General features: G+C 55.2%; 18 protein-coding genes and 1 pseudogene. 6 read left to right on the plus strand and 13 right to left on the minus strand.

The features are described from left to right. Positions 1-236: 236 nt before the first annotated feature. Complete coding sequence (locus tag Q1Q75_RS11565) at positions 237-2,654, minus strand: bifunctional serine/threonine-protein kinase/formylglycine-generating enzyme family protein (protein ID WP_300670556.1); 2,418 nt, start codon at positions 2,652-2,654, stop codon at positions 237-239. A gap of 807 nt (positions 2,655-3,461) precedes the next feature. Between Q1Q75_RS11565 and hrpB the strand changes: the two genes are divergently transcribed. Beyond that, positions 3,462-5,969, plus strand: coding sequence for an ATP-dependent helicase HrpB (gene hrpB, locus Q1Q75_RS11570; protein WP_300670558.1), 2,508 nt, complete (start codon positions 3,462-3,464; stop codon positions 5,967-5,969). A 1,667-nt stretch (positions 5,970-7,636) separates the two neighbouring features. Then, the gene (locus tag Q1Q75_RS11575; protein ID WP_300670560.1) at positions 7,637-7,942 is read left to right on the plus strand and encodes a hypothetical protein; all 306 of its coding nucleotides are present in this window, start codon (positions 7,637-7,639) and stop codon (positions 7,940-7,942) included. 60 nt (positions 7,943-8,002) lie between these two features. Here the strand turns inward: Q1Q75_RS11575 and Q1Q75_RS11580 are convergent, their stop codons facing one another. From Q1Q75_RS11580 to Q1Q75_RS11610, 7 genes and pseudogenes are all read right to left on the minus strand, one after another. Beyond that, complete coding sequence (locus Q1Q75_RS11580) at positions 8,003-8,836, minus strand: DUF2279 domain-containing protein (RefSeq protein WP_300670563.1); 834 nt, start codon at positions 8,834-8,836, stop codon at positions 8,003-8,005. A 160-nt stretch (positions 8,837-8,996) separates the two neighbouring features. Then, on the minus strand, positions 8,997-9,668 hold the full coding sequence (can, locus tag Q1Q75_RS11585) for a carbonate dehydratase (RefSeq protein WP_300670566.1): 672 nt from the start codon (positions 9,666-9,668) through the stop codon (positions 8,997-8,999). Positions 9,669-9,817: 149 nt separating this feature from the next. After that, on the minus strand, positions 9,818-10,231 hold the full coding sequence (locus Q1Q75_RS11590; RefSeq protein WP_300670568.1) for an ATP-binding protein: 414 nt from the start codon (positions 10,229-10,231) through the stop codon (positions 9,818-9,820). Between the two features lie 111 nt (positions 10,232-10,342). Continuing rightward, complete coding sequence (locus Q1Q75_RS11595) at positions 10,343-10,687, minus strand: DRTGG domain-containing protein (RefSeq protein ID WP_300670570.1); 345 nt, start codon at positions 10,685-10,687, stop codon at positions 10,343-10,345. Between the two features lie 592 nt (positions 10,688-11,279). Beyond that, on the minus strand, positions 11,280-11,633 hold the full coding sequence (locus tag Q1Q75_RS11600) for a DRTGG domain-containing protein (protein WP_300670572.1): 354 nt from the start codon (positions 11,631-11,633) through the stop codon (positions 11,280-11,282). Continuing rightward, entirely contained in the window at positions 11,633-11,947 is a 315-nt protein-coding gene (locus Q1Q75_RS11605; RefSeq protein WP_366945201.1) for a (Fe-S)-binding protein, read from the minus strand. Before Q1Q75_RS11605 ends, Q1Q75_RS11600 begins: the two co-directional genes overlap by 1 nt. A gap of 153 nt (positions 11,948-12,100) precedes the next feature. Continuing rightward, positions 12,101-13,042: pseudogene (locus Q1Q75_RS11610) on the minus strand ([Fe-Fe] hydrogenase large subunit C-terminal domain-containing protein); the annotation flags it as partial. Positions 13,043-13,807: 765 nt separating this feature from the next. Here Q1Q75_RS11610 and rbsD point away from each other — a divergent pair. From rbsD to Q1Q75_RS11630, 4 genes are all read left to right on the plus strand, one after another. Next, on the plus strand, positions 13,808-14,227 hold the full coding sequence (gene rbsD, locus Q1Q75_RS11615; RefSeq protein ID WP_300670573.1) for a D-ribose pyranase: 420 nt from the start codon (positions 13,808-13,810) through the stop codon (positions 14,225-14,227). Positions 14,228-14,586: 359 nt separating this feature from the next. After that, positions 14,587-14,976 (plus strand): hypothetical protein, encoded by a 390-nt coding sequence (locus tag Q1Q75_RS11620; protein ID WP_300670574.1) that lies wholly within the window; start codon positions 14,587-14,589, stop codon positions 14,974-14,976. A gap of 216 nt (positions 14,977-15,192) precedes the next feature. Beyond that, entirely contained in the window at positions 15,193-15,822 is a 630-nt protein-coding gene (locus Q1Q75_RS11625) for a hypothetical protein (RefSeq protein WP_300670576.1), read from the plus strand. Positions 15,823-16,296: 474 nt separating this feature from the next. Beyond that, positions 16,297-17,928, plus strand: coding sequence for a methyl-accepting chemotaxis protein (locus Q1Q75_RS11630; RefSeq protein WP_300670578.1), 1,632 nt, complete (start codon positions 16,297-16,299; stop codon positions 17,926-17,928). Positions 17,929-18,062: 134 nt separating this feature from the next. On the opposite strand, the gene Q1Q75_RS11635 is transcribed toward Q1Q75_RS11630, so the two are convergent. The 5 genes from Q1Q75_RS11635 to Q1Q75_RS11655 form a co-directional block, all read right to left on the minus strand. Then, positions 18,063-18,494, minus strand: coding sequence for a hypothetical protein (locus tag Q1Q75_RS11635; RefSeq protein WP_300670581.1), 432 nt, complete (start codon positions 18,492-18,494; stop codon positions 18,063-18,065). 159 nt (positions 18,495-18,653) lie between these two features. After that, complete coding sequence (locus Q1Q75_RS11640) at positions 18,654-20,243, minus strand: ABC transporter substrate-binding protein (protein WP_300670584.1); 1,590 nt, start codon at positions 20,241-20,243, stop codon at positions 18,654-18,656. 580 nt (positions 20,244-20,823) lie between these two features. Next, positions 20,824-22,443, minus strand: coding sequence for an ABC transporter ATP-binding protein (locus tag Q1Q75_RS11645; protein ID WP_300670587.1), 1,620 nt, complete (start codon positions 22,441-22,443; stop codon positions 20,824-20,826). A 259-nt stretch (positions 22,444-22,702) separates the two neighbouring features. After that, positions 22,703-23,530 (minus strand): ABC transporter permease, encoded by an 828-nt coding sequence (locus Q1Q75_RS11650; protein ID WP_300670590.1) that lies wholly within the window; start codon positions 23,528-23,530, stop codon positions 22,703-22,705. A gap of 10 nt (positions 23,531-23,540) precedes the next feature. Then, positions 23,541-24,524, minus strand: a complete 984-nt coding sequence (locus Q1Q75_RS11655) for an ABC transporter permease (protein ID WP_300670592.1) — start codon at positions 24,522-24,524, stop codon at positions 23,541-23,543. Positions 24,525-24,705 lie beyond the last annotated feature (181 nt).

A 24,705-nucleotide genomic window follows, 5' to 3' on the forward strand; every position in this document is an offset into this window, starting at 1 on the left:
ATCTCCCCGCCCCCGCGCACGGCCTTCCCGCCCCTCGGCTGCTCCGCGCCTTGGGCGGGGCGGCCTTGCGCTCATCGGCTTCGGCAAACGCTTCGGTTCTTCCATGGTGCGCAAGCGCACCCTACCCCATCACCCATTTTTCCCCCCTGGCCTATTTCCTATGACCTGTTCTTTCAGGCCTTCGGCCTCCAAAAGGGAAAAAGGTAAAAAACCAAAAGGCTACCTGCAAGCTCCGCTTACAGTGTCCTCGCGAGACGAAAACCGAGGCGGCTGCCGCGATCGCCGGGGCTGCAGTTGTCGCGATTGGCGCTCCGGCAGCTGCGGGCGCCGCTGCCCCAGCTACCGCCGCGTCTCACCCGGACGGAGCCTGATGACGGCCCCACTGGGTCGGTAACATTCCCTGAAGGATAATCCGCAGACCAATCCTGGCACCACTCATAAACATTGCCGATCATGTCGTACAGGCCCCAGGCATTCGCCCTTTTTTGTGCCACAGGATGCGTCCCACTGCGTGGACAAGAAATCTGTTTCTCTTTCCAATCTGATGAATCATACCCTCCCTCATAATCAACACAGCTATTTCCTCCATACCAGGCAATAGGATCCAATGCGGGACCGTTGTTAGCCCCCTTAATTACCAGATCACCCGTATACAAAGCAGTTGTACTCCCTGCCCTACTCGCGTACTCCCACTCCGCCTCCGTTGGCAAACGATAATGGGTCCCACCTTCTTTTGTGTTCAACTTCCGGATAAATTCCTGAGCATCTTCCCACGATACCTTTTCCACCGGACAGTCAGCCCCGCAATTCTTAAACTTCGATGGGTTCCCACCCATCACCGCCTTCCACTGACCCTGCGTCACCTCCGTCGTCTGAAGATAATAGCCCTTGGTCAATGTCACTCGGTGCTGCCTCTCATCATCATCACGCCCCGACTCCCCCGACGGGCTCCCCATCATAAATGTCCCCGGCTTGATGTAGACAAGCTGCATCCCCAAGCTGTTGGAGATTTTCACCGCAGGGCCTTTAGATACGATGCGCGCCAAGACAACCTCGGCTGTGTACTCCTGTCCCTTTGTAAGGGTGATCCACTCTTTTTTTGTTTCATACCCGGCCCGAGAGACCGACAGATGATACCGGCCCGGTTCCAGGGCCATGCCTGGGGTGAACCGGGGTTTGATGTTCAAAATCCTCACCACAGCATCGGTGGGGGTGGTGGAGGCATAAAGGTGGCCCGGTTGTACCTTCTCTTTCAGGGTCACAGAAACCCGCGCGGTTTGGCCCTTTTCCACCGTTACCCATTTTTCCTGAGGAAGGTAGCCAGTCTTGGCAACGCGGATCTTATAGGACCCGATTTCAAGGGACATATTGTCCTGATAAGCGTGAGAACCAATCAAAAAGCTCACCGTTGCACCGCCGGGGGTGGTGGTGACAACTAGCTTGCCGGCAGATGAAACCGGAACGGGGGCTTCCGCGGTGACGGCAGGTTCTGCCTGGACCCTGACCGGCTCCCGGGCTTTATCGGCATCCCAGTATCCCCCGAAAAACAGGCCCAAGAAAATAACCATAAGCCCCGCTAAGCCCATGCCCCACTTCAAAATAGGGGGCGGCCCCCCGGGCTTCGACCCATCGGAGGATGAAGATGATATCTTTTCAGGGATGGATGGGTTCGATGCCCTTAAGGCGTCCCCGTTAAGAGCCTCGAGCACCGCCTCGAACCCACGGAACCTTACCTGATACTCCTTCTCCAGGCACCGCATCACCACCTGGGACATTTCCCCGCTGATTCCTTCCATGGGCTCTGGAGCTTCATTCAAGACCTGATAGGAGATATCCCCGCGACTGAAGGGCGGCGTTCCCGTCAAGAGCTCATAGAGCACCACCCCAAAGGAATAAATATCCGACTCCCGGCCCACGTTCTTGCCCCGGATTTGTTCGGGGGACATATAGACCAGGGTGCCGGAGCTTCCGGAGTTGGCGATGCGGCTCATGGAGCTTTTCACGGTCTCGGCGATGCCAAAGTCGGTGATCTTGGGTTCGCCTTCGGTGTTCACGAGGATATTCGGGGGCTTGATATCCCGATGGATGACGCCCTGTTTGTGGGCGTAGGCGAGGCCTTTGGCGATCTTGAGGCCGATGGTTTTCACCTCAATCTCGGGCAACCGTTTGTCGGGAGCCGCAAGCTTCAATTCGGTCAGGCTCTTTCCATCCACAAACTCCATGTCGATGTACTTGATGGCCCCTTTGTCCTGGAACTCGAAGATCCGGACGATGTTGGGGTGGTTGAGCTTCGCCATGGTCACCGCCTCCTTGCGGATGTTCTCCATGGCCTCAATGTCCGACGCCACCGCCTCGGGCAAGACCTTGAGCGCTTTGTCGCACTCCATCTTCCGGTCGAAGACCCGGTAAACCGCCCCGAAGCCCCCCTGACCGAGTTTTCCCCGTACCTCGTAGCGGTCATCAACCAGATGCCCTTCGGGCAATTGCTCCAGGTTCACCACCCCGTAGACCGGGGCATTTTTAACCACCGTTTTGTACGGGTCCGGTGAAGCTGTGGGCCCACCGCCCTCTGGCGTTGCAGCCGGAGTCCCGCAGTGGTGGCAAAATTTCGAATCACCATCCAACTCTTTCCCGCATTTTTTACAAAAAGCCATATCCCCCCCCCAGTATCGTAGTCGCCCCCAGGCAACAGGTATTTTGCCTGTAATCAAAATTATCTCTTTACTACAACAAGGCCGTAAAGACAAAATTGTTATCACTCATAACGCCATAAGATCGGTTCGCAAGCGCCCCCTGCCTCACATCCCCCACACCGATAATCAAGGATCGAAGGGCTATGTGTAGATAGGCTCGTGCCCTGAGGATTTGCCTTTGATAAGAGATAAGAATGGATCTATTACGTTTGCAACTATTCAGCTTATGCCTCCGGCGGCCCTGCCGGGGGCTAAACTTTTGATCCGCCTTCGCCCAAGGGCTACGGCGCGACAAGAAAGTTTGATAAACAGGTTTTAACAAATGATTCCAGATTTACCCTTGGATCAAAGGCGGATGCGATTTGCCCCGAGGAATCCGCCTACGCCCATGTCAATGCGTCACCATTCGAACAACGCCAATGGGCTACGGCGCGACAAGCGATCCGGCTACGCCGTGACATGGGGGCAAAATGCATTCGTTGGCCTGCTTTCAAGCTGACACACCTTGCCGCCGGAGTTATTCCGGTTAAAATCAACCCGTGAATTGACACGGAAGCACCGACAGCTCATGCACTTGCGACATCCGTTGTCACCCCTCACCCGTCGTGCGAATGCGGACGCGAGGTGCCCAGGATACCGCCAGCCGTAGAGCATTCGCAAACCCGCTTTCAAGGTGGCCCCACCTTGCCGCCGGAGGCTTTTTTTGTTGTGCTGAATCGTTACCGTTTTTTATGGTATTTCCCCTCCGCTTTTTATAAAACCCAGAGGATGAATCCTACACTGCCCATCCATGATGTTCTTGATGATATTTGTACGGCCCTTGAAACGGGCCTTTCTGCGGTGGTGCAGGCGCCCCCCGGGGCCGGCAAGACCACAGGGGTTCCCCTGGCTTTGCTTTCCGCTTCGTTTTTATCGGGTAAAAAAATGGTGATGCTGGAACCCCGCAGGCTCGCGGCCAGGGCTGCTGCGGGACGCATGGCGGAGATGCTGGGCGAAAAAGTCGGAGAGACCGTGGGGTATCGCATCCGCTTAGAAAAAAAAGTCTCGGCAGCGACTCGCATTGAGGTGGTGACGGAAGGGATTCTGACACGGATGATTCAAGGGGACCCGGAGCTCTCCGGCATCGGCTTGGTGATCTTTGACGAATTCCATGAGCGAAACTTAAACAGTGATCTGGGGCTGGCCCTGACCCTGGAGTGCCAGGGGGTATTAAGGGAAGATCTGCGCATCCTCGTCATGAGTGCCACCCTGGACGCCGAACCGGTGGCCAGGCTCCTGGGGGAGGTGCCCGTCATCACCTCTGAAGGCCGTGCCTTTCCCGTGGCCACCCACTACCTCCCCTTACGCAAGCCGACCCCCACGCCATGGGACATTGAAGCGGCCTGCGCCCGGGCTGTGGCCAAAGGACTCGCCGAAGAGGAGGGCGACATGCTGGTTTTCCTGCCCGGTGCCGGAGAGATCCGACGGGTGGAGAGCAGGCTCCGCCAGATGGCGCTGCCCGAGCAGATCGATCTCTACCCCCTCTTCGGTGCCCTCAGCAAGGAGGCACAGGACAAAGCCATCAAGCCTTCGCCTGCCGGGCGTCACAAGGTGGTGCTGGCCACGGCCATCGCCGAGACCTCCCTCACCATCGACGGGGTGACCCTGGTGGTGGACGCCGGGCTCATGCGGACGTCACGCTTCTCTCCTGGCGCCGGCATGGGGCGGCTGGTAACCCTGCCCGTCTCCAAGGCCTCCGCAGATCAACGGCGGGGCCGGGCCGGACGAACAGCACCCGGCATCTGTTACCGCCTCTGGAGCGAGGGCCGCACCAGCACCCTCGCGCCCTTTACCGCACCGGAAGTCCTCCATGCGGATCTCGCGCCCCTCGTCCTGGAGCTGGCCCTCTGGGGGGTCACCGACCCGGCCGAGCTCACCTGGCTGGACCTGCCCCCGGAAGGCTCCTGCCAGCAGGCCCGAAGCCTGCTTCAAGACATGGGAGGCCTGGACGCAAAAGGGCGCATCACGGCCCACGGAAAAGCCATGGCCCGACTCGGCCTGCATCCCCGACTGGCCCACATGCTCCTGTGCGCAAAGGAGAAAAAACTCGGGTCCGAGGCCTGCCTCCTCGCCGCCCTCCTCACGGAACGGGACCCCTTCACCGGAAACCGGAAAGAAGCCGACCTCCGACTGCGCATGGAGGCGATGCTTCCGGGCAGTCGCCGGGAAGCCGCCCTCAACCCCGGGGCGGCGGCCCGCATCAAAGAGACCATGAGGCAACTCGCGACACGGCTTCAAATCAAAGGAAATCCCAAAGAGCCCCGTCACTCAGGTCGCCTTCTGGCCCTGGCCTTTCCCGACCGCATCGCCATGGCGAGAAAAGGCCGCCCCGGCCATTTTCAGATGGCTTCAGGCAGCGGCGCCTTCCTGTATGAGACCGACCCCCTGGCCTTTGAACCCTTTATTGTCGCAGCCGACCTGGACGGCAACCGGCAGAACGCACGGGTCTACCTTGCCGCCCCCCTTGACGAAGAGCTCCTCAAGGCCGATCACGCTCACCGCATGAGACGCGAAGAGGTGGTCTCCTGGAATGATTCAAAAGAGAAGGTGGAGGCCGTGACCCGCCATACCCTCGGAGCCATGATCCTCTCCGAAAAACGACTGGCAAAACCCAGTCCCGACGCCGTCACAGGAGCCCTGATTCAAGGACTCCAGGCCCGGGGAATCGGCCTCCTCCCCTGGAACAAAACCACGCGAAGCCTCCAGTCCCGGGTTCTCTTTCTTCGCAACCATGCCGGGTTCGAGGATCTGCCGGATCTCTCCGATCCCACGCTTCAGGAAACCGCCGCCCAATGGCTCGCGCCCTTTCTCATCGGTGTCACCCGCATGGGAGGCCTGGCCAAAGTGGATCTCGCCGGAGCCCTCACCGCCCTGATCCCCTATCCCTGGCATCGGAAAATCGACACCCTCGCCCCCACCCACATGACCATCCCCAGCGGGACCCATATTCCCCTGGACTACGGAAACGGCGAGCCCCCCTTCCTTGCCGCGCGCATCCAGCAGCTCTTCGGCCTCACCGACACCCCCACCGTGGCCGAGGGCCGCGTCCCCGTCACCTGCCACCTCCTCTCCCCGGCCTCCCGGCCCATGCAAGTGACCAAAGACCTCAAGAGCTTCTGGGCCAACACCTACCCCGAAGTTAAAAAAGAACTCAAAGCCCGCTACCCCAAACACCCCTGGCCCGAGGATCCCCTCACCGCCGTCGCCACCAACCGGGCCAAGCGGAAAGGGAAATAAAAAGGAAAAGGGAAAAAGAGGGAAAAAAGCCTCCGGCGGCAAGGTGAGCCACCTTGAAAGCGGGGTTGCGAATGCGCTTCGGCTGTCGGGCCTATAGCGCCTCGCGTCCGCATTCGCGTGAAGGGTGAGGGTGCTTCCGTGCCAATTCACAGGGTGACATGAACCAGATTAACTCCAGTCGCCAAATTATCTCTCGGTCCCAGGCAGAGCCTGGTAACAAAAAAATGGTGCGCAAGCACACCCTACGGTATAACGCGTTGCCGACGGCGTGGGGGCTGTAAGGTAGGGTGTGCTTGCGCACCGCGAACCAACCGCAACGGTCATGAGAACCCGTATACGGATATCCCTTACCCCGCCCAGAAATGGCTTTCCCGAGTCTCCGCCTCCATGCTTGAAACCCCGCAACCTATGAATTTCACCCCCGCGCTACGGCTTTTCATACCGGCAAGGCAGAGCCTTGCACCCGACGCTACCAGGCAGAGCCTGGGAGCGAAAAAAAGATGCGCAAGCACTCCCTGCGGTATAACGCGTTTCCGTCGGTGTGGGGGCTGTAAGGTAGGGTGTGCTTGCGCACCGCGGACCAACCGCAACGGTCACGAACCCGTATACGGATATCCCTTACGCCGCCCGGAAATGGCTCCCCAGAGGCTCTGCCTTCAAGCTTAAAACCCAGCAACCTCAGAATTTCACCCCTGCGCCACGGCTTTTCAGACCGGCAAGGCGGAGCCTTGCGCCCGACGCTACCAGGCAGAGCCTGGGAGCGAACAAATGGTGCGCAAGCACACACTACGGTATAACGCGTTCCCGACGGCGTCGGGGATGTAAGGTAGGGTGTGCTTGCGCACCGCGGACCAACCGCAACAGTCATGAACCCGTGTACGGATATCCCTTACGCCGCCCAGAAATGGCTCTCCGGAGGCCCTGCCTCCAGGCTTAAAACCCCGCAACCTGTGAATTTCACCCCTGCGCCACGGCTTTTCATACCGGTGCACCCGGCGCTACCAGGCAGAGTCTGGGAGCGAACAAATGGTGCGCAAGCACACCCTACGTGGTGTCGCGTAGCGGGTTATTTTCGTTAATCTGGCCGTCTGAAGTAGATTGGGCTGAATAGTTTCTAACCAAGAACCTTTTCGGCCTTGGTCATCGTTTGGGCCGCGACCTTTAAAAAACCGAGAAAGATGAACCGAAACGGAGCGCCGCACTCCGGTGCGGCTTTTTAGTTCGTCGTTAGCCATGCCGCACCGGAGTGCGGCGCTCCATGGGACAAGGGTGTTCAGGTGGTGATGTAGACACGCTGATGGCCGAAACGATAATCGAGGCCACCTTTTTTTTTAATAGATAGAGCGCAGCGACTCCTCAAACGAAGCACCAAGCACGAAGAACGTTTTCGACAACCCACCATATTGGGGCCTTGATGATGGCTGAGAAAGGGTGGCTATGAAAGTCATCTCTCCCCAGCCCCCTCACTTCTCCCCTTGAAACAAACCTGAAACCCCTGTATTTTATGACAAGATCCAATCCACAGGCAGCCACCCCAGCCCTGGGTATGTCTCCGTAACCCGATTATCAACGCCCCCAGCATCAAGCCCCACCAACGCCAGGGCTGCCTTCCAATCATCAAAACGGCTGCAACCCAACACAACCCATCAACAAAAAAGAGGGCCCCCATGAAAATGCTTATGCATGTCACCTTTCCCCACGAGCCCTACAATACGTTGGTAAAAAAAGGGACCGCCGTTATCCTGCTCGATGAAATTCTCGAAGAAATAAAACCCTTTTCGGCCTGGTTTACCGAGGAGAACGGAAGGCGGGCAGCCATCCTGATCGTCAATGTCACCAACGCCTCCGTCATCCCCATCTACTCGGAGCCCTTTCATCTCAACTTTAATGCAGACGTTCATTTTCGCATCGCCATGTCCCCGGAAGATCTGGCAAATTCAGGGCTTGAAGGCCTCGGCAAAAAATGGAATTGAACAAAGCGAGCCTCATCAACCGATGTCCCGAATCGTCTTCCGGCCTCTCATCCTGTGACTTTATAGGGGGGACGTTCGAAACTGAAGGTCGGTATGGGGCACTTGAAGATACCGAAGGGCAGAGGATATTCGTGGAAAATAACGTTTTTGAAAAATCCGGGAAAGGTTGAGGCCAATCCCCCCGTAGAGGTATCGGCGGGGGGCTGTGGCGTCGTCATACCCTCGGGTATAGTACCCCAGGTGAAACTCCAGGTATTGCGGAAACCCCGTGCTGAAACGGTGGAACCCGCCGAGTTTGAGGGCTGCAAGAAATTTCATGTGGTTATAATCGGTGAGGATATCCGGTTCATCAAAGGAGGGGGTGTATTCCAGGCGAAAATCCAGCCTCTCTGAGACGCCGGGAAACCGCTGGGTCGCATACCCAACAAAGGCCCCGACAGCGTTCATCAGAAAATCTTCATGGGAGAGTCCGTAAGAGCTGAAGGCATCCCCCACCTCCATGAACCCCATCAAGCCGAACGCGGAAAGAGAACCGTAAAGTGGAGCCTCCGTCTCGGAATAACCCCACTTGGAGCAAGAATGGGACAGGCCATGGGAGAGGAAATAGGTGGCATAGGCATGACCGAGTTTGTCGGCCCCGCCAGTGTCCGTTCCCTGGCCAAACCACCCCTCACTCGTCGTGCTGGGGGTCTCCTGCCCATAATCCCAGTTGGCGATCCCCCAGCCGGTGATAAAAAGAATCCCCCCGGCGTTGGCCGCAAAAAGCTTTGCGCCCCGATCCGACTCATGGCCCGACTCATGGCCCGACTCACGGGCCGAGGCAATGCCGACCAGAACCATGATGAGAATAAGCCCCATCATGATCACGGCGATGCATGTTTGCAGGGTTTTCATCCAAAACACTGTCACAAAAGGGTGTTGATAACATCATGCGCTTCCGGCGCAAAGGGGAAAAATTCCCTGACGCAATTATACCGCAAACACCCATGCAAAGACATTGATATACCGTAAATAAACGGGCCGGAGGGTCGTTCCCCCTCCGGCCCGTTACGGATCATGAATCATGAATCTTTTCTGTGCGTTCATACGCCTGACGAATCGCCCGGCCCGTAATGGATTTTATACTCTCGGCGCTGCTGACCGACACATCCAGATCTTGAAGCAGGCCATTGCCGATGTTGTAAATCCACCCGTGAACGGTCAAGGGTTTTCCCATTTCCCAGCCTTTTTCAATGGTGGTGGTGCGGCAGACGTTCTTGACCTGCTCGATAATATTGAGTTCACAGAGACGGTCGCTTCGGGCCTCTGTATCGGCAACGGTCTCAAGGAAATCATCGTGGGCAAACTGCACATCCCGCAAGTGGCGCAGCCAGTTGTTAATGAGGCCTTGAGACGAATTCGCGAGGGCTTCGTGAACCCCCCCGCAATTGTAATGACCGCACACAATGATGTCCTTGATCTGGAGGACCTCCACGGCATACTGGATCACGGAGAGACAGTTAAAATCGGTGTGAATGACCATGTTGGCCACGTTGCGGTGCACAAAAACCTCACCGGGCAAAAGCCCCACCAGCTCGTTGGCCGGCACCCGACTGTCCGAACAGCCGATCCAGAGATAATTCGGTGACTGCTGACTGGAGAGTTTTGAGAAGAAATCGCCTTGCTGTCGGGTCATTTCTGCAGACCAGGCGCGATTGTTTTGAAACATTTTTTTGAGATTGCCCATACATCGTCCCTGATTGATTTTCATAAAATCGCTACGCCCAAAGGCATCGGGCCCCTTCCCTTCTCGAAAGCTTCCCAACTTTCGCCGCGACGGGAAAAGAGCCGTGATGTGGCTCAGGCGCCGCAAGCCGGTGAACCGGCATCGCATGCTTAGATATAGTTGGTGATTACCACCCGCGTCCCTTCATCGACGCCGCTTATAATCTCCAGTTTGTCGGCATTTTTACGCATGTTCGGCAGACCCATCCCAGCCCCGAACCCCATGGAGATCACCTCGGGAGAAGCCGTTGAAAACCCCTCGACCATGGCCTGAGGGATGTCCGCAATGCCCGGTCCCAGATCCGCGACCTCTACCACGATCCGCTCAAGATTGATGTCCGCCAGGAGCTTACCACCCCCGACCGCGTGCGCCACAACATTCACCTCGGCCTCGTAAATGGCCACGGTGGTCTTCTTGATAATTTTCGTATCCACGTTGAGTTGCTTGAGAATATGTTTTACCTGGCTGGAAGACGTTCCTGCTTTTGCAAAATCCCCATCAGCAATGTCAAATTCGAACTTCATAACACCCCTTCATCTCCTCTTCTCCAAGCGTGGCAAGGCACTGAAATACGCCAGTAACGCACCGGAGGATTGCGCCCAACCGACATGTCATACGCCTCACATGTCTTCCGTTCAATAGATAGGTTTGAGACCGGCTTCATAGAGAATACCACTTGCCTTGTAGACGGAACACTCCGTTTCAATGACAACAATCCCATTTCGGTTTGCCAGTTCGACCATTGCAGGGCTCACCTTCTTACCACGGGCAATGACAATACAATCGATCTCGGCCACTTCCGCGGTCCGAATGGTCTGAAGAGTGCATAGCCCGGTGATAAAAAGAACCCCTTCGACGTCCAGGGTCAAGACGTCGCTCAAAAGATCGGCGGCAAACCCGAAAGAGATATGGTTCTCCTGCTGCGTCTTTCCACTGACGATATCACCCCCGAGAAGTGATGCAATATTTGTAATTTTCATATGCTTCATTTCTTATCATTGTCCGATGGCCTGGAGGCCCATGCCATCTGTTACGACCCCAAAGGGTCTGGGTCCTCATGCGTGATGGAGACATCAGTCATCACCACAACGGGCCTTTGACAACAGTCCCATATCGTATCTCACCAACGCCTGATCGGCTTTTCCAGGGCCGTCATGCATCTACCTCATTTTCCATTCCAAAGAACGGAAACACCGCGGGGGACACCCCTCTCGGCTTGAATCTCATCCAGATTTTCACAAACCATATCCAGAACCGCCTGCAGGAACAAAGAGAACCCCCACCCGGCCAATCCGAATCCCAATCTTATCTCCTGGAAATCTGGTTTATCAATAATAAACAGTGTTCCTTCCGCAGCCAGAGGCTCAACAAAGTGGACGACAGAGCCATCGACAAAGAGCCACACCAACACCTCCGGTAAAGAGGTGAGAAACCGCGTTTATCGCTTCGGTACCGCCACCACGCGTCATTGCCGGGTGATCGTGTATGCGGTGATCCTGAGGATGAAGAGCCCCTGCGCCACACCCGCCGAATCAATCCCCGCAAGAGACGAGCGCCGTATGAAGATAAAGATCAGCCCGGAAGCTCGGCATCGTCCGCCAGCATGCGATAAAGAAGACCCGCCACCTCAAAGGTCTCCATGGAGGTCCCCAGCAAAGGCACCCCTTCACGATCGCTGTCTTCAAGGGTCTCGGTATTCGGGACAAACCCTTTGACGATAATCACCCCGGCCAGATCCTTCAGGGCCGCAATCCCCACCACATTCCGGTGAGACTGGAGCGTCACCCAGAGAGTGCCCTCATCCGTGGACCCCATGACGTCCGAGAGCAGATCGGAGACATAGCCCCCTTTGATCTCACGGTCCAACCCCGCCTCACCGCCAAAAACAGTGAGGTTCAATTTTTCAACAACATCTTTGACCTTCATCATTCCTCCAGATCGATGGCTCTGCCATCGAATATGTTTTTACCCCAGACTGCATCCAGAATCTTTCCTGCCTCGGTGATCTTTGTCTTGTCCCCGGCGACCCTTTTCTTCTGCAAAAAAATACACTGCCTCAGGCTGGCATCCCCATTGACCACATCTTCTGCCAGCGCCTGACAGTTGGGAGAGCCACAAAGCCCGCAATCCACCCCCGGCAAAATGGCGAGAATCTTCTGAAGCTTCTCCATTTTTACCATGGCCCGTCCCATGTCCTCATCAAGCGTCAGGGCGGGCTTGGGATTGATCTTCCCCAGCATGATATGATCTACGAGGTATTCCGTGTCATCGTCGATATCGTCCCACCGATCCGGGTCTTTCAAACAGGTGGCTTTTCTCGATCGCTCCGCACGGTTTCTCAGGCGTTCCACCGTCAAAAACCGATTGCAGCTGGTGAGTACCCCGCCGGCACAACTTTGGTCACAGGACCGCAGCTCCAGAAAATCAATATCGGAGATCTCTTCATTTTCCATGTTCTCCAAAAACTCAATGACGTTGGCAATGCCGTCAATGGCCAGGCTGCGGCCTCGCGCGTATTCCGACTCCCCAGCCGTCAGGAACCAGAGAACGCCCTTTTCACACAAGGTCTCCGCCAGAGGTTCCGGCGGCATGTCCTTCTCTTCACCCCGAATCCGCTTCCAGACCCGGTTGTAAATATAATCCATGTTGATCACCCCATTTAAAATCGTCCGCTCATGGGGATTGGGGGTCTTGACCGCAGACACTTTGGCGGCGCAGGGCGTCACGTAAAAGGTCCCGATTTCGTCATCAGGTACTCCCTGGGCCAGCAGTTGACGCCGATAAAAAAGGGCGGCAATGTCCACCGGCGCGCGCATGGGGATCACATGGTCCAAAAGGGAAGGAAAGCGCGTCTGAATCAACCGGAGAACGGCGGGGCAAAAAGACGAGATAAAGGGTTTTTTGTCTTGGTTGTTCTTGATGTATCGGGCCGTCGCCAGATGAAACACCCGCCACATCATCCCCACCTCGAACACATCGGTAAATCCCATCTCCAGAAGTTCCGAGTAGATCCGCTGCTTGGGGATGGTCTCCGGAAACTGCCCCTTCAGAATCGACGGCAGAAGCGCCACCCGCCGTGTGTACTTGAAGATCTCGTTAAAATCGTCCTGCTCCACACGAATGGCCGACTCCGGGCAGGCCCGATAGCACTTGCCGCAATCGATGCACCGATGCTGGAAAATCAGGGGCTTCCCGTTGCGAATCCGAATGGCATCGGTGGGGCACACGGACATGCAGTTGCAGCACCCCCGGCACTTCTCATAGTCCACCCGCAGCGCATGATGAATGGCATTGTTGCTCATGGTGTCGTCCAAAATATGTTCATTTATAAATTTCTGCCCTCTCTCATCAAAGTGAGATGAACCATAGAGGTCAGAAAGGAAAAACTATAAAAGGCGGAATGCCGAAGGCTTACTCTGGGTCGTCGAAGGGTAGACGCAGTGGCAATCGGCGGTGACCCGGAGAGCCCTTCCGACAGGAGGCCGGCGTTGGGGAATGGCCACAGGATGAAAAATGTTTGACAACAGAAACCGATACGAGGTTTTCCTTGTTTCATGAGTGCTTCCCGCCACGATACAATCGTCTAAATTACTTACTTAAAAGTAACACACAACCGCCATTACACTTTTCAACAAACACCCATAAATGTTAATATTGGCAAATTAGTCAAGGATAAACCGGATAAATCCCTTGAAAAAACAGATAAAAATAAAATTATTTACTTTAATTGAATTTTTGATTAACAGCCATTCAACCGCACCCACTAAAAAAAAATTGCCCGATCACTGGGTCTTATAGGGGAACACCGATTGACATGGACGAGGGAACCAACGCGCGTCAGCCCATCACCTGCATCCTGAGCTCATCCTTCACAGGAGAAGACGTCAGAGACGCGAAAATTGTTTACCGTAAAAAAGGTCCGCGTTCTTGGGTCAACCTGAAAGACGATCAAAAACGCTTAGCCCGGATATTTCATGAGAAAACAATCAGGGCTAAAGGAGGGGATGCCCGAGGCCTCGAACCGATTGCGCAAAGGGTTCGATCCCTGCTATACAGCAGCAGATATGTAACAAACAACTTCTTAGATACTGGGGTTATCCATGAAAAAAGGCACACTCATCAACGCTGAACTCAGCCATGCAGTGGCACGGCTTGGACACAACGACGGCCTCTGCGTCTGCAACGCAGGTCTCCCTATTCCCGACGAGACCCAGCGTATCGACCTGGCCGTGAGCCCGGGCGTCCCCTCCTTCCTCGACACGGTCAAAGCGATTTTATCCGAAATGACCCTCGAGTCTGTGGAAATGGCCGATGAATTCCCGGAAAAGAGCCCCGAACTTCACGACGCCTTGATCGCCCTTCTCAAAAAGGAAGAGGCCCTTCTTGAAAAAGAGATTCCCATCCTCTATATCCGCCACGAAGCCCTTAAAATTGCCACCAAACGCTGCCGGACGGTGGTGCGGACCGGTGAGTTCACCCCTTACGCCAACGTGATCCTTAAAGCGGGCGTTGTATTTTAAGTCCTTCCGTCAACACGGCCGGGAGCCCTCACAAACCCGGCCACCTTTAACCGTCAGGAACGTCCTCCAGCCACAAGGTGACGCCCTTTAAAAGGGGCATTGGGATACGGCCACCCCTCCACATTCCACGACGCTAACCCGGATATTTCGGGTTAAAGGGCCTGGCCGGTAAGCCATAAGCACCGGCCTCGCATAATTTTCTGTCCCAGACCCGAGGCGCCCTCCGATAACTTCTTTCCTTGCATGCCTGAGTCATTACGTGGTAAGCCATCCAAGACATCACACTGAAATTTAAGTCATTATCTCCATTCGAGACACGCCTAAAAAATCGCGACCCCACGAACGACACTGGAGGAGACATGAAACACGCCTGTGCCATCCTTGCCTTCACCCTTGCCCTCTGCCTGAGCATCCCCACCCCGGCTCCGGCCTTTTACACCCGAGGCACCATCACCCGCGACATTGCCTACGATCGCCTGGCCGTCTCAAAGCCCCCGGCAGGCCTCACCACCTATCGCCCCAGGGTGACCGGTCTTCTCGTCAACAAAACCCGGGATAAAATCTTCATTTCAACCCAAATGGCCTTCTGCAATGTCTTTGGAGAACACCTGGCGACCCTCACCCTCCGCTGCACCCTCCCCCCCATGAAAAAAACGTCTTTTGGAAAAATAACCGCCCAAAAAGCCCCCGCGACTCTCAAGGACGCCCATCATGTGGAGTGGACCGTTCTCCGCATCAGAAAGAATTGAAATCGTTCCAAGCCAGCGGATTAACCCGGACATTTCATGAAAACCACAACGAAATTTACTTGAAAATGATTTTCGTCCCTCAGCACCTGCAGCCAACACAATGAACTTTTGGGTAAAATATTCATTTATTCGTTGACAGCATCCATTCATGCCCAGTAAGCATTGAATATCATCATCTATTTTCATCTGAACCCCAACCCAAGAGAGGACCAGCCTATGACACCGGCCGCACAACAGGGACTTGCCGCGCTGAGAGACACCTCGAATTTCCAATGGATTGTCATTCCTATTTTGCTTCTTGTGATCTATGTCTACGCCGTGGAAATGGGCAAGGAAAACTGGAAGGTGGTTCTGGCGGGGCTCGCCTTCATTGGAATGGATTTTTTCAACGAACTCTGGAACGGGCTCGTCTTTCACTTCACCGGCTACGCACCGGTGTGGGGGGCACCGGCCGACTCCAGCTTCATCATCCTCATCGGATGGAACATCGAGATTCTCTTCATGTTTCTGGTCATGGGGGTGGCGTCGGTAAAAAGTCTCCCCGCAGACAGGCACAAAAAAATCCTGGGCGTCCCCAATCGGACCTTCTACATCCTCTTTTACACCACCGCCTGCGTGGTGGTGGAGTGTGTCTTAAACGCCATCGGCGCCCTCACCTGGGACTGGCCCTGGTGGAGCATCAAATTTCCCCTCTTTATTTTCCTGCTCGGCTACCTGCCCTTCTTTGTCGTCTCCTTCTGGGTGCACGACATGAAAACCGACCGGCAACGCGTCAAAGTCGTCTCCACCATCCTGGCCTTTGACTTCACCTGCGCCGCGATCTTCGGCGGACTGGGGTGGATTTAAAAACGAACGCCTCCAGCGGCAAGGGGGTGCCACCTTGAAAGCGGTTTTGCGAATGCTCTATCGCTGTCGGAATTCTCAGTACCTCGCATACGCATTCGCATGAGAGGTTAAGGAACGCCTCGCCCGTGACAAGCGTATGAGCGGCCGATGCTTCCGTATAAATTCACGGGAGCACATGAGCCGGACGAACTCCGGCTGCAAGGTAACGCCCGCTCGGAAGCGGATTGACGAAGGTAGATCATCTTGCCGTCAAAATTACTTTTGAGTCAATATCCCCGCCACCTGGCTTTACACCCTGCCAATCGTCCCGACACCCCCCACCCGTCTCAACCTCTCCCCCCCCTTCTCATCCCATCATAATTCGTTGATTTCGAATATCTTAACCACACATGCAGTAAAATAAACATTGGTATGCAAATTGCTAAATAGTATTGACTAACACTCGAAATCATGAAGACCACGGGAGAGATAAACATGCGCAAGCAGCTGACCATCAAACAAAAGGCTATATTTCTGCTTACAGGAATTACAGCCGGCATTGCCATCATCTGTATCCATTCCAACCTTGTCATGAGCCGAATCGTTTCCATCGACCAAACCCTGGAACTCATGGAGACGATGAACATAAAAATTCTGGAATGCAGGCGTCAGGAAAAAAACTTTCAGCTGCGGGGATTCAAGGCTCATGGAACGGATACAAAGAACTCACTCGAAAAATGGGAGGGCCACTGCGAGTCCATCCAGACGCTCCTGGAGCATGCCCAACAGAAAGCCCCGGTTTTTTATAAGGCCCCCCTGCAAAACGCAGGAAAAGAGATCCATGCCTATCAACAGGGGTTTCTCCATCTGACGACCCTCTACGGAACGCCAGAATACACCCAAAAAAAAGCATCGCTGGAATCTGTCATGGTTTCCCACGCCCGACGTTGCCAGAAGATCTCAAAAGAGATCAGTGCCCGGGAAAGTGCTCGGAAAAGCGCCCTCATCCAACGCGCCGCCCGCGTCAACGTCGGGGTGGGCCTCATCGTCATTTCCAGCTTAATCCTGCTTGGCTTTGTGCTGATCAAAAAGCTGGTTCAACCGGTCCAGAGGCTCTCCAATGCCTTAGAGGACATCGCCTCCAGAGACGGAAACCTCACCGTGCGTCTTCCCGTCACCAACCGCGATGAAATCGGAAACCTGGCACACTGGTTTAACCTCTTTGTGGGAAACATTCATACCATCATCAGCGAGGTCTCCCGGGAAACCGACGCCCTGGTCACAGCCTCCGGGGACTTAGACGCCATCTCCGGCGCCATGACACAAAATGCCGGGAACACCGCGGACCGTTCCGGAACCGTTGCCGCTGCCGGCCTTCAAATGAGCGCCACCATGAACGCCATATTCAGCGCATCGGAAGAGGCCACGAGCAACCTCAGCCGGGTGGCGACGGCCACCGAAAAGATGGAAGCCACCATTGACCACATTGCCTCCAACTCCCAAAAAGCACGCGCCATCTCTAAACAGGCGGTGGCAAACGCCGATTCTGCCTCGACCCGGATCCAGGATTTAACCGGCGCCGCCGCGGACATCACCCAGGTCGCGGCAACCATCACCGAAATCTCCAACCAGACCAACCTCCTCGCCCTGAACGCAACCATTGAAGCCTCCAGAGCCGGTGCCGCCGGCAAAGGATTTGCCGTTGTGGCCAACGAAATAAAGGTCTTAGCCAAGCAAACCGCCGAGGCCACCCTGAATATCCATGAAAATCTTGCAGAAATGCAGAAGACCACCCAGGCAGCAGAAGGAGACATTCAAAACATCTCCGGGGTTATTCACGACATCGACACCCTCATTTCCGATATCGCCACGGCGGTGGACCAGCAGTCCACCACCACCCGGGAGGTGGCGGGTCGGCTGCTTCAAACCTCAGGACGCATCGGAGATGTCAACGGCAACCTCGCCGAAGGCACTCTGGCCGCCAAAGAAATTTCTGGGGATATGTCTAAGATTGATACGGCCTCACGGGAAATTCTGCAAACGGCATTCTCCTTAGGCCGGGATGCCGATTCCCTGGCAGACATCGGCTCCCGGCTCAAAGGAAGAATTTCGAAATTTATCATATAGGGCAGTCACGCCACCTGACCGCCGGAGACACCCCAAAAAAAATGGTGCGCAAGTGCACCCTGCGGTGCAACGCGTTCCCATCGGTGTGGGGGATGTAAGGTGTGTGCTTGCGCACCGCGGACCAACCACAACGGTCATGAACCCGTATACGGATAACCCTTACGCCGCCCGGGAATGGCTCCCCGGTCACGTGGTGATACAAAAGGTGGCGAGGAGGGTATCACGCTCTGTACCGTTTTTACCGTCTTGCCTTCGTCTTTTTCTTTCTGCCATCGTCTTTCCCGCACTGCAATCGTCTTTCCCGCGAAGGCGGGAACCCATGGTGGATTGAGGATACTGCCGAGATTTATAAAGAGGATGGTGACGTAAACACGAAGGTGGCCAAAACGATGATCGAGGCCACCTTTTCTCATAATTGATAGGGCGCAGCGACTCCTCGAACGAAGCACGAAGAACCTTTTCAGGCCTTGGTCATCGTTTGGGCCACGACCTTTAAAAATCCGAGAAAAACGAATCGAACCGGAGCGCCGCACTCCGGTGCGGCTTTTTAGGTCGTCGTTACCCATGCCGCACCGGAGTGCGGCGCTCCAGGGGACAAGGATGTTCAGGTGGTGATGTAGACACGCTGATGGCGGAAACGATGATGCGGCCACCTTTTTTTATAATTGATAGAGCGCAGCGACTCCTCGAACGAAGAACGAAAAACCAAGCACGAGAATCCTTTTTTACGCCTTAAACCACCATCTCTGGGCCGCACGGAACCCATCGAGTTCCCAGTTTACGGCAGGCTTGTGAAGGCCGATTTTTTTACTCGCCCCGGCGATATCCAGACCAAAGGCTGGGATGATGACCCCGCCTTCATCACGGACCAGGCGCTGCATTTCCCCATACTGGGATTTTCGTTTGGTCTCATCGAGTTCACCCCGAGCCGCCACGAGCAGCTCGTTGAACCGTTTGTGCTTCCAGTGGGTGTCGTTCCAGGCGGCGTCATCGGCATAGGCGGTGGAGAACATCATGTCTTCGGTGACGCGCCCCCCCCAAAAGACGGCACAAAAGGGCTTTTTAAGCCAGACATTGCTCCAGTAGCCGTCATTGGGCTCACGCACCACATTCACATCAATCCCGGCCTTTGCGGCGCTCTCCCTGAAGAGCACCCCGGCATCCACGGCCCCGAGAAAAGCGGCATCAGCGGTATGAAAATCCACCTTCAGGTGATCCATCCCCGCTTTTTTAAGATAGTGTTTTGCTTTGTCTGGATCATAAGCCCGCTGGGGCAGGTCCCCTGCATGATAACGGTTCCCGGTGCTGATGGGATGATCGTTCCCCACCACAGCATATCCCTGGAACACAGCTTTCACCAACTGCTCCCGGTCCACCGCGTGTTTAAGGGCCATGCGCACATTGTTGTCGCTGTAGGGTGCCTTGTCCGTATGCATGGCAAAGGTGTAATGCCTGTACCCGTTTTGCTTGACCAGCTGAATCCCCGGCATACGCTCCAAAAAGCGAAGGGTCTTTAATTCACACCGGTTAATGACATCGACCTGCCCGGTTTTCAGGGCATTGGTTCGGGCGTTGATGTCGTTGATGGCGAGGGTCTCCACCTCGTCAAACCACCCCCGATCGTCCCTGAAGTAATTGGGGTTTCGCACGGTGATGCTGCGAACCCCGGGCTCAAATTGTTTCAGGCTGTAGACCCCGGTAAAGATCCCATCCGTCCCGTCATGACCTTCGGGCACAATCACCAGGTGATAATCCGTTAAGATATAGGGGAAATCGGCGTTGGGCGACATCAGATCGATGCGGAGGGTGTACGCATCCTCCTTCACAATGCTCTTGATCGATTTCACGATCGCCTTGGCAGCCGACTTGCTCTTCTCCCCCCGGTGGAGGTTAATGGAGTGAATCACATCGTCGGCGGTCATGGTTTTGCCGTTATGGAAGGTCACCCCTTTTCGCAACCTGAACACCCAGGTTCCGGCATCGGCAGAGGATTCATAGCTCTCGGCAAGCTCCGGAACGGCCCGGCCCTCGCTGTCAATCTCCATGAGGCTGTTCCCCAATTGACCATACACGAGGGTCTGGGTCATCATGTCCGTCAGCACCTCCGGCGAGAGCGTGTCCGTGGTGGACGCGCCCGCCATGCCGACCCGAAGCCTCCCGCCCCGCTTCGGCCCTTCAGCGGCGCTGGCCCCCAAGGGAAATAAAGAGGGGGCGACGGTCAGGGCAACCCCCAGGGTCACGGCTCGGCGCATGAACTCACGACGCGAGATGCGCCCTTTCTCATAAAGTGATTCCAACTCGTTTAATTTTTGCATACTTCCTCACTGAATCCTTTCTCTGGTTCTGGTTGGGAAATATCCTCCGGGTCGGGCACGGTAAATCGAGCAGGCCGCCTGCATCAGGTGGCAGAAAAAAGCAGAACGACAATATAAAACGCCTCCGGTGGCCCCACCGCAAAGAAAAACATTGAAACATCTGGTAAACTTTTTTTTGCCACAGAAAACATGAGTCTTAAATCAAAGGAGGATAGGGATTATGCCAAAAGTATTCTTCTATAATCCGAGCAAATAGGAGCGGAAGACCTCCCTTTAAGAGACCTTCCGATGCGCATTCGTAACCCCCTTTCAAGGGGGCTCATCGTGAGCCTTAGCCCGGATATTTCATGAGAAAACAATCAGGGCTAAGGAATAGTTCGTAATTGCAGTTCTTTGCAGTAATATTTTCAATTATTTCAAAAATGCAAAATGTAATCCACAGTATTCTGTCTGATTTTCTCACCCTTCGGGCGAGCCGAATGCACCCATCTTCTGCGTTACCAGAGCTTTGAGGTAAACCACTACATCTGCAGCTCTGGTGCCTTGTATATGAATGCACTCGACTCGTGAAATATCCGGGTTAGGCGACGCTGCCTTCGAGGTAATTATCGAGCCAGTCGGTGTCCATCTCCGGGACGGACGCGAGCAGTTTTTCGGTATAGGCATGATGGGGAGGGCTGAGGACTTCGGCACGGGGTCCCTGTTCCACGATACGGCCCTTCAGCATCACCACCACCTCATCGGCGATGGCTTTCACCGTATTCAGATCGTGAGTAATAAAAAGGTAGGAGACTCCGAGCTCATTCTGGAGACGCTGGAGAAGCTTCAGCACGGACTCTGCCACAAGGGGGTCCAGGGCGGAGGTCACCTCATCACAGATAATCAAATCGGGCTTGGCCGCCAGGGCACGGGCAATGCAGACCCGCTGTTTTTCTCCGCCGGAGAGCTCCGACGGATACCGGGTGATGTAGGATTCGGGAAGCTCCACCATAACAAGCAGCTCTTTAACGCGGGCACTGATGGCTTCTTTTTCCATCCCGAAATAAAAGGCCAGGGGCCGGCCGATGATCTGCAGGATGGTGTGACGGGGATTTACGGCCACATCAGGCATCTGGTAAATCATCTGCAGGCGCCTTAAGGTCTCCCGATTCCGTTGGGAAGTCTTCGGTTTGAGCAGGTCATCCCCAAAACGAATCCGTCCTTTGGTGGGGGGCAACAGCCCGGTGATCACACGGGCCAGCGTACTCTTGCCGCTACCCGATTCCCCGACCACCGCCACGGTCGTCTTCTTCCGCACATGAAGCGAGATATTTTTCAAGACCCGCTCCCCCTTCTTGTACCCGGCAGTGATGCTGTCTACCTTTAAAATCGTTTCACCACCCTTGGCGTTTTTGCGTTTTCGTCCCTGATCGTGACGCACAGAGATCAGCTCTCGGGTGTAACTCTCTTTGGGCTCATCGAGAAGGGCTTCCGCCGCCCCCTCTTCCACCAGATTTCCATCCTTCAACACCATGATCCGATCTGCCATCTGGGCGACCACAGCCAGGTCGTGGCTGATGTAAATCGCGGCGGTGTTTTTATCCCGGATGACGTCCCGAATGGCCGCCAGCACTTCAATTTGAGTGGTGACGTCCAGGGCGGTGGTGGGCTCATCAAAGATGATGATGTCAGGATCTGCGGCCATGGCCATGGCCACCATGGCCCGTTGGAGCTGCCCCCCGGAGACCTGGTGAGGATACCGGCGACCGATCTGTTCCGGCTGGGGAAGGTTCAGGCGATCATAGAGCTTCACCGCCTTCTTCTCCGCCCGGGCTTTTCCGGCGATACCATGCTGAAGAGGCACCTCCGTAAACTGCCGGATCAGGGTATGGGCCGGGTTGAACGAAGCGGCGGAACTCTGGGCCACGTAGGCGATACGGGTTCCCCACAGTTTTCGTTTTTGGGCGGCGGTCATCTCCATCAGGTCCATCCCGTCAAAGACGATGGACCCTTGGGTCACGGCACAGCCAGATCGGATATACCCCATGGCCGCCAGGCCCAGGGTGGATTTTCCCGCCCCGGACTCACCAATAAGCCCGAGCACCTCGCCCCGCTTCAGGGTGAGGTCGATGCCATGAATAATCTCATCCTGGCCCCCAGATATATGAATATCTGTCAAGGTTAACAAACTACTGTTTTTTGTCTTTTTATTCTTCATCATAAGATATCCCTTTCAAAACCCATTCCTCAGGCGGCAAGGTGGCGAAGCCACAGTAGCAAAAACCACCTGGAAAGCGGGCTTGCGAATGCGCGTCGGGTCTCAGATATTAAGGTTGAAATACGTCCGCCTTTGATTCGTGTTATTCTGGAATCACCTTCCAACACCTGTTTGCCAAACGTTTTAAACGCCTGACCCTCGGCAAAATCGCCGGAGTTTTTTGTGCAATAACAGACGTTGAATGGTTCCACGGTTGAATCGCTTAATGAGCAGACTTCCCCTGCATGTTAAGCATCCAGTCCACCACCAGGTTAACGCCGATGGTCAGCATGGCAATCACCGATGCGGGCCACAGGGCGGCGGGAATTCCAAAGGTAATGGCCCCTGCATTTTCCCTGACCATGCTCCCCCAGTCCGCAGCCGGAGGCTGAAAGCCCAGGCCCAGAAAACTCAACGCGCTGATGAAAAGAAATACAAAGCAAAATCGCATCCCAAACTCCGCGATAAGGGGCGGCAGGGTATTGGGCAATATTTCCCGGCGCATGACCCACCAGAAGCCTTCTCCCCTCAAGCGAGCCGCTTCCACATAGGGCATCACCTCAACATCCATGGCCACCGCCCGGACCAGACGGAACACGCGGGTGCAGTCCAGCAGGGAGAGCACCACCACAAGGACGGTCACCGAGGTCCCCATCACCGAAAGAACCATGAGGGCAAAAATCAAGGGCGGAAACGCCATGACAATATCCACGAGGCGCCCCAGGATCTGATCCACCCACCCCTTCAAGGTGGCCGCAGCAAGCCCCAGAAGGGTCCCGGAGATAAAGGCGATAAAGGTAATAAGAAGGGCAACGCCGATGGTATTTCGTGCGCCGTAAATCAGGCGCGTCAGCATGTCCCGACCGATATGATCCGTCCCCAGAAAAAAATCTGGACTCATGGGGAGCCACACGTCCCCCACCACTTCGGTCTCCCCGTAGGGAGCGATGGCAGGAGCCAGAAAAAAGACCCCTAAGTTCAGCACAATCACAAAAAGACCGAACAGTGCACTGGGAGGCATACGTTTTAAAATATTCATTATTTGTTTCATATCCCCCTCCCTATTGCGGATGCCGCAGGCGAGGATTACTCACCATGGCCAGGACGTCTGCCGTGAGGTTAAGCCCCACGTAAGTGATGGCAAAAATCAACCCGCTTGCCTGAACCACCGGCAAGTCCCTCTTGGAGACAGAGTCCACGAGCAGCTGTCCCAACCCCGGATAGACAAAGACCACCTCCACGACCACCACCCCCACCACCAGGTAGGCTAAGTTAAGGGCGATTACGTTGATGATGGGTGCCAGGGCGTTGGGCAATGCATGGTTGAAAATAATGCGCCGCTTGGAGATCCCCTTGAGGCGGGCCATTTCAATAAAGGGCAGGTCCATCACGTTGATGATGGCCGCACGAGTCATGCGCATCATATGGGCCAGAACCACAAGGGTGAGCGTAATACAGGGGAGGGTGATGGTGTGCAATTTAACCAACAGCGGCATATCGCGGGTAATACTGGAGATGCTGGGAAAAAGAGCCAGCTTGACGGAAAAAAGGGTGATGAGAATGTAGGCCACAAAAAACTCTGGGAAAGAGATGGCGGTCAAGGTGGAGATAGAGAGCAACTTGTCCAGCCAGGAGTCCCGGTAAAGCGCGGCTAACATGCCGAGAAAAAGCGCCAGGGGAACGGCCACCAGAGCCGTGGTCCCCGCAAGGAAGAGCGTGTTTTTGAATCGCCAGCCGATCAGATCGGCGATGGGTTTCCCGCTGGCCAGGGAGTTCCCGAAATCCCCACGGACCACTTCTCCAAGCCAGGTTACGTACCGGATATGGGCAGGAAGGTCGAGTTTCAATTCTGCGCGAAAGGCCGCTACGGTTTCCGGCAGAGCATTTTGCCCTAGAACGGCTTCAGCCAGATCCCCGGGAAGTGCTTCCACCCCGACAAAAATCAGACCGGAGATGACCAGAAGGGTCCCGATGCCGATGGCCAGTCGCTGCGCCACCATTTTTACAATTGGATTGTTAATAAAACGCTTCATAGCACGTGTCATGCGGCCCCTATGATCCATCACCATTCTTCTTTACAACAAGCGGGCGATGCATGACAAAAGATCCGGAAACCACCGAACCCCCTCTCTCCTTTCTTTTATGGTTTCAAAAAGGAAGGGATAATCCTCCCCTTCTCATTTATTCAGCGCCTGGATCTGACGACAAACTCTTTATTAAAACGCC

Source organism: Desulfoluna sp. (genome assembly GCF_030145185.1).
GTDB lineage: Bacteria > Desulfobacterota > Desulfobacteria > Desulfobacterales > Desulfolunaceae > Desulfoluna.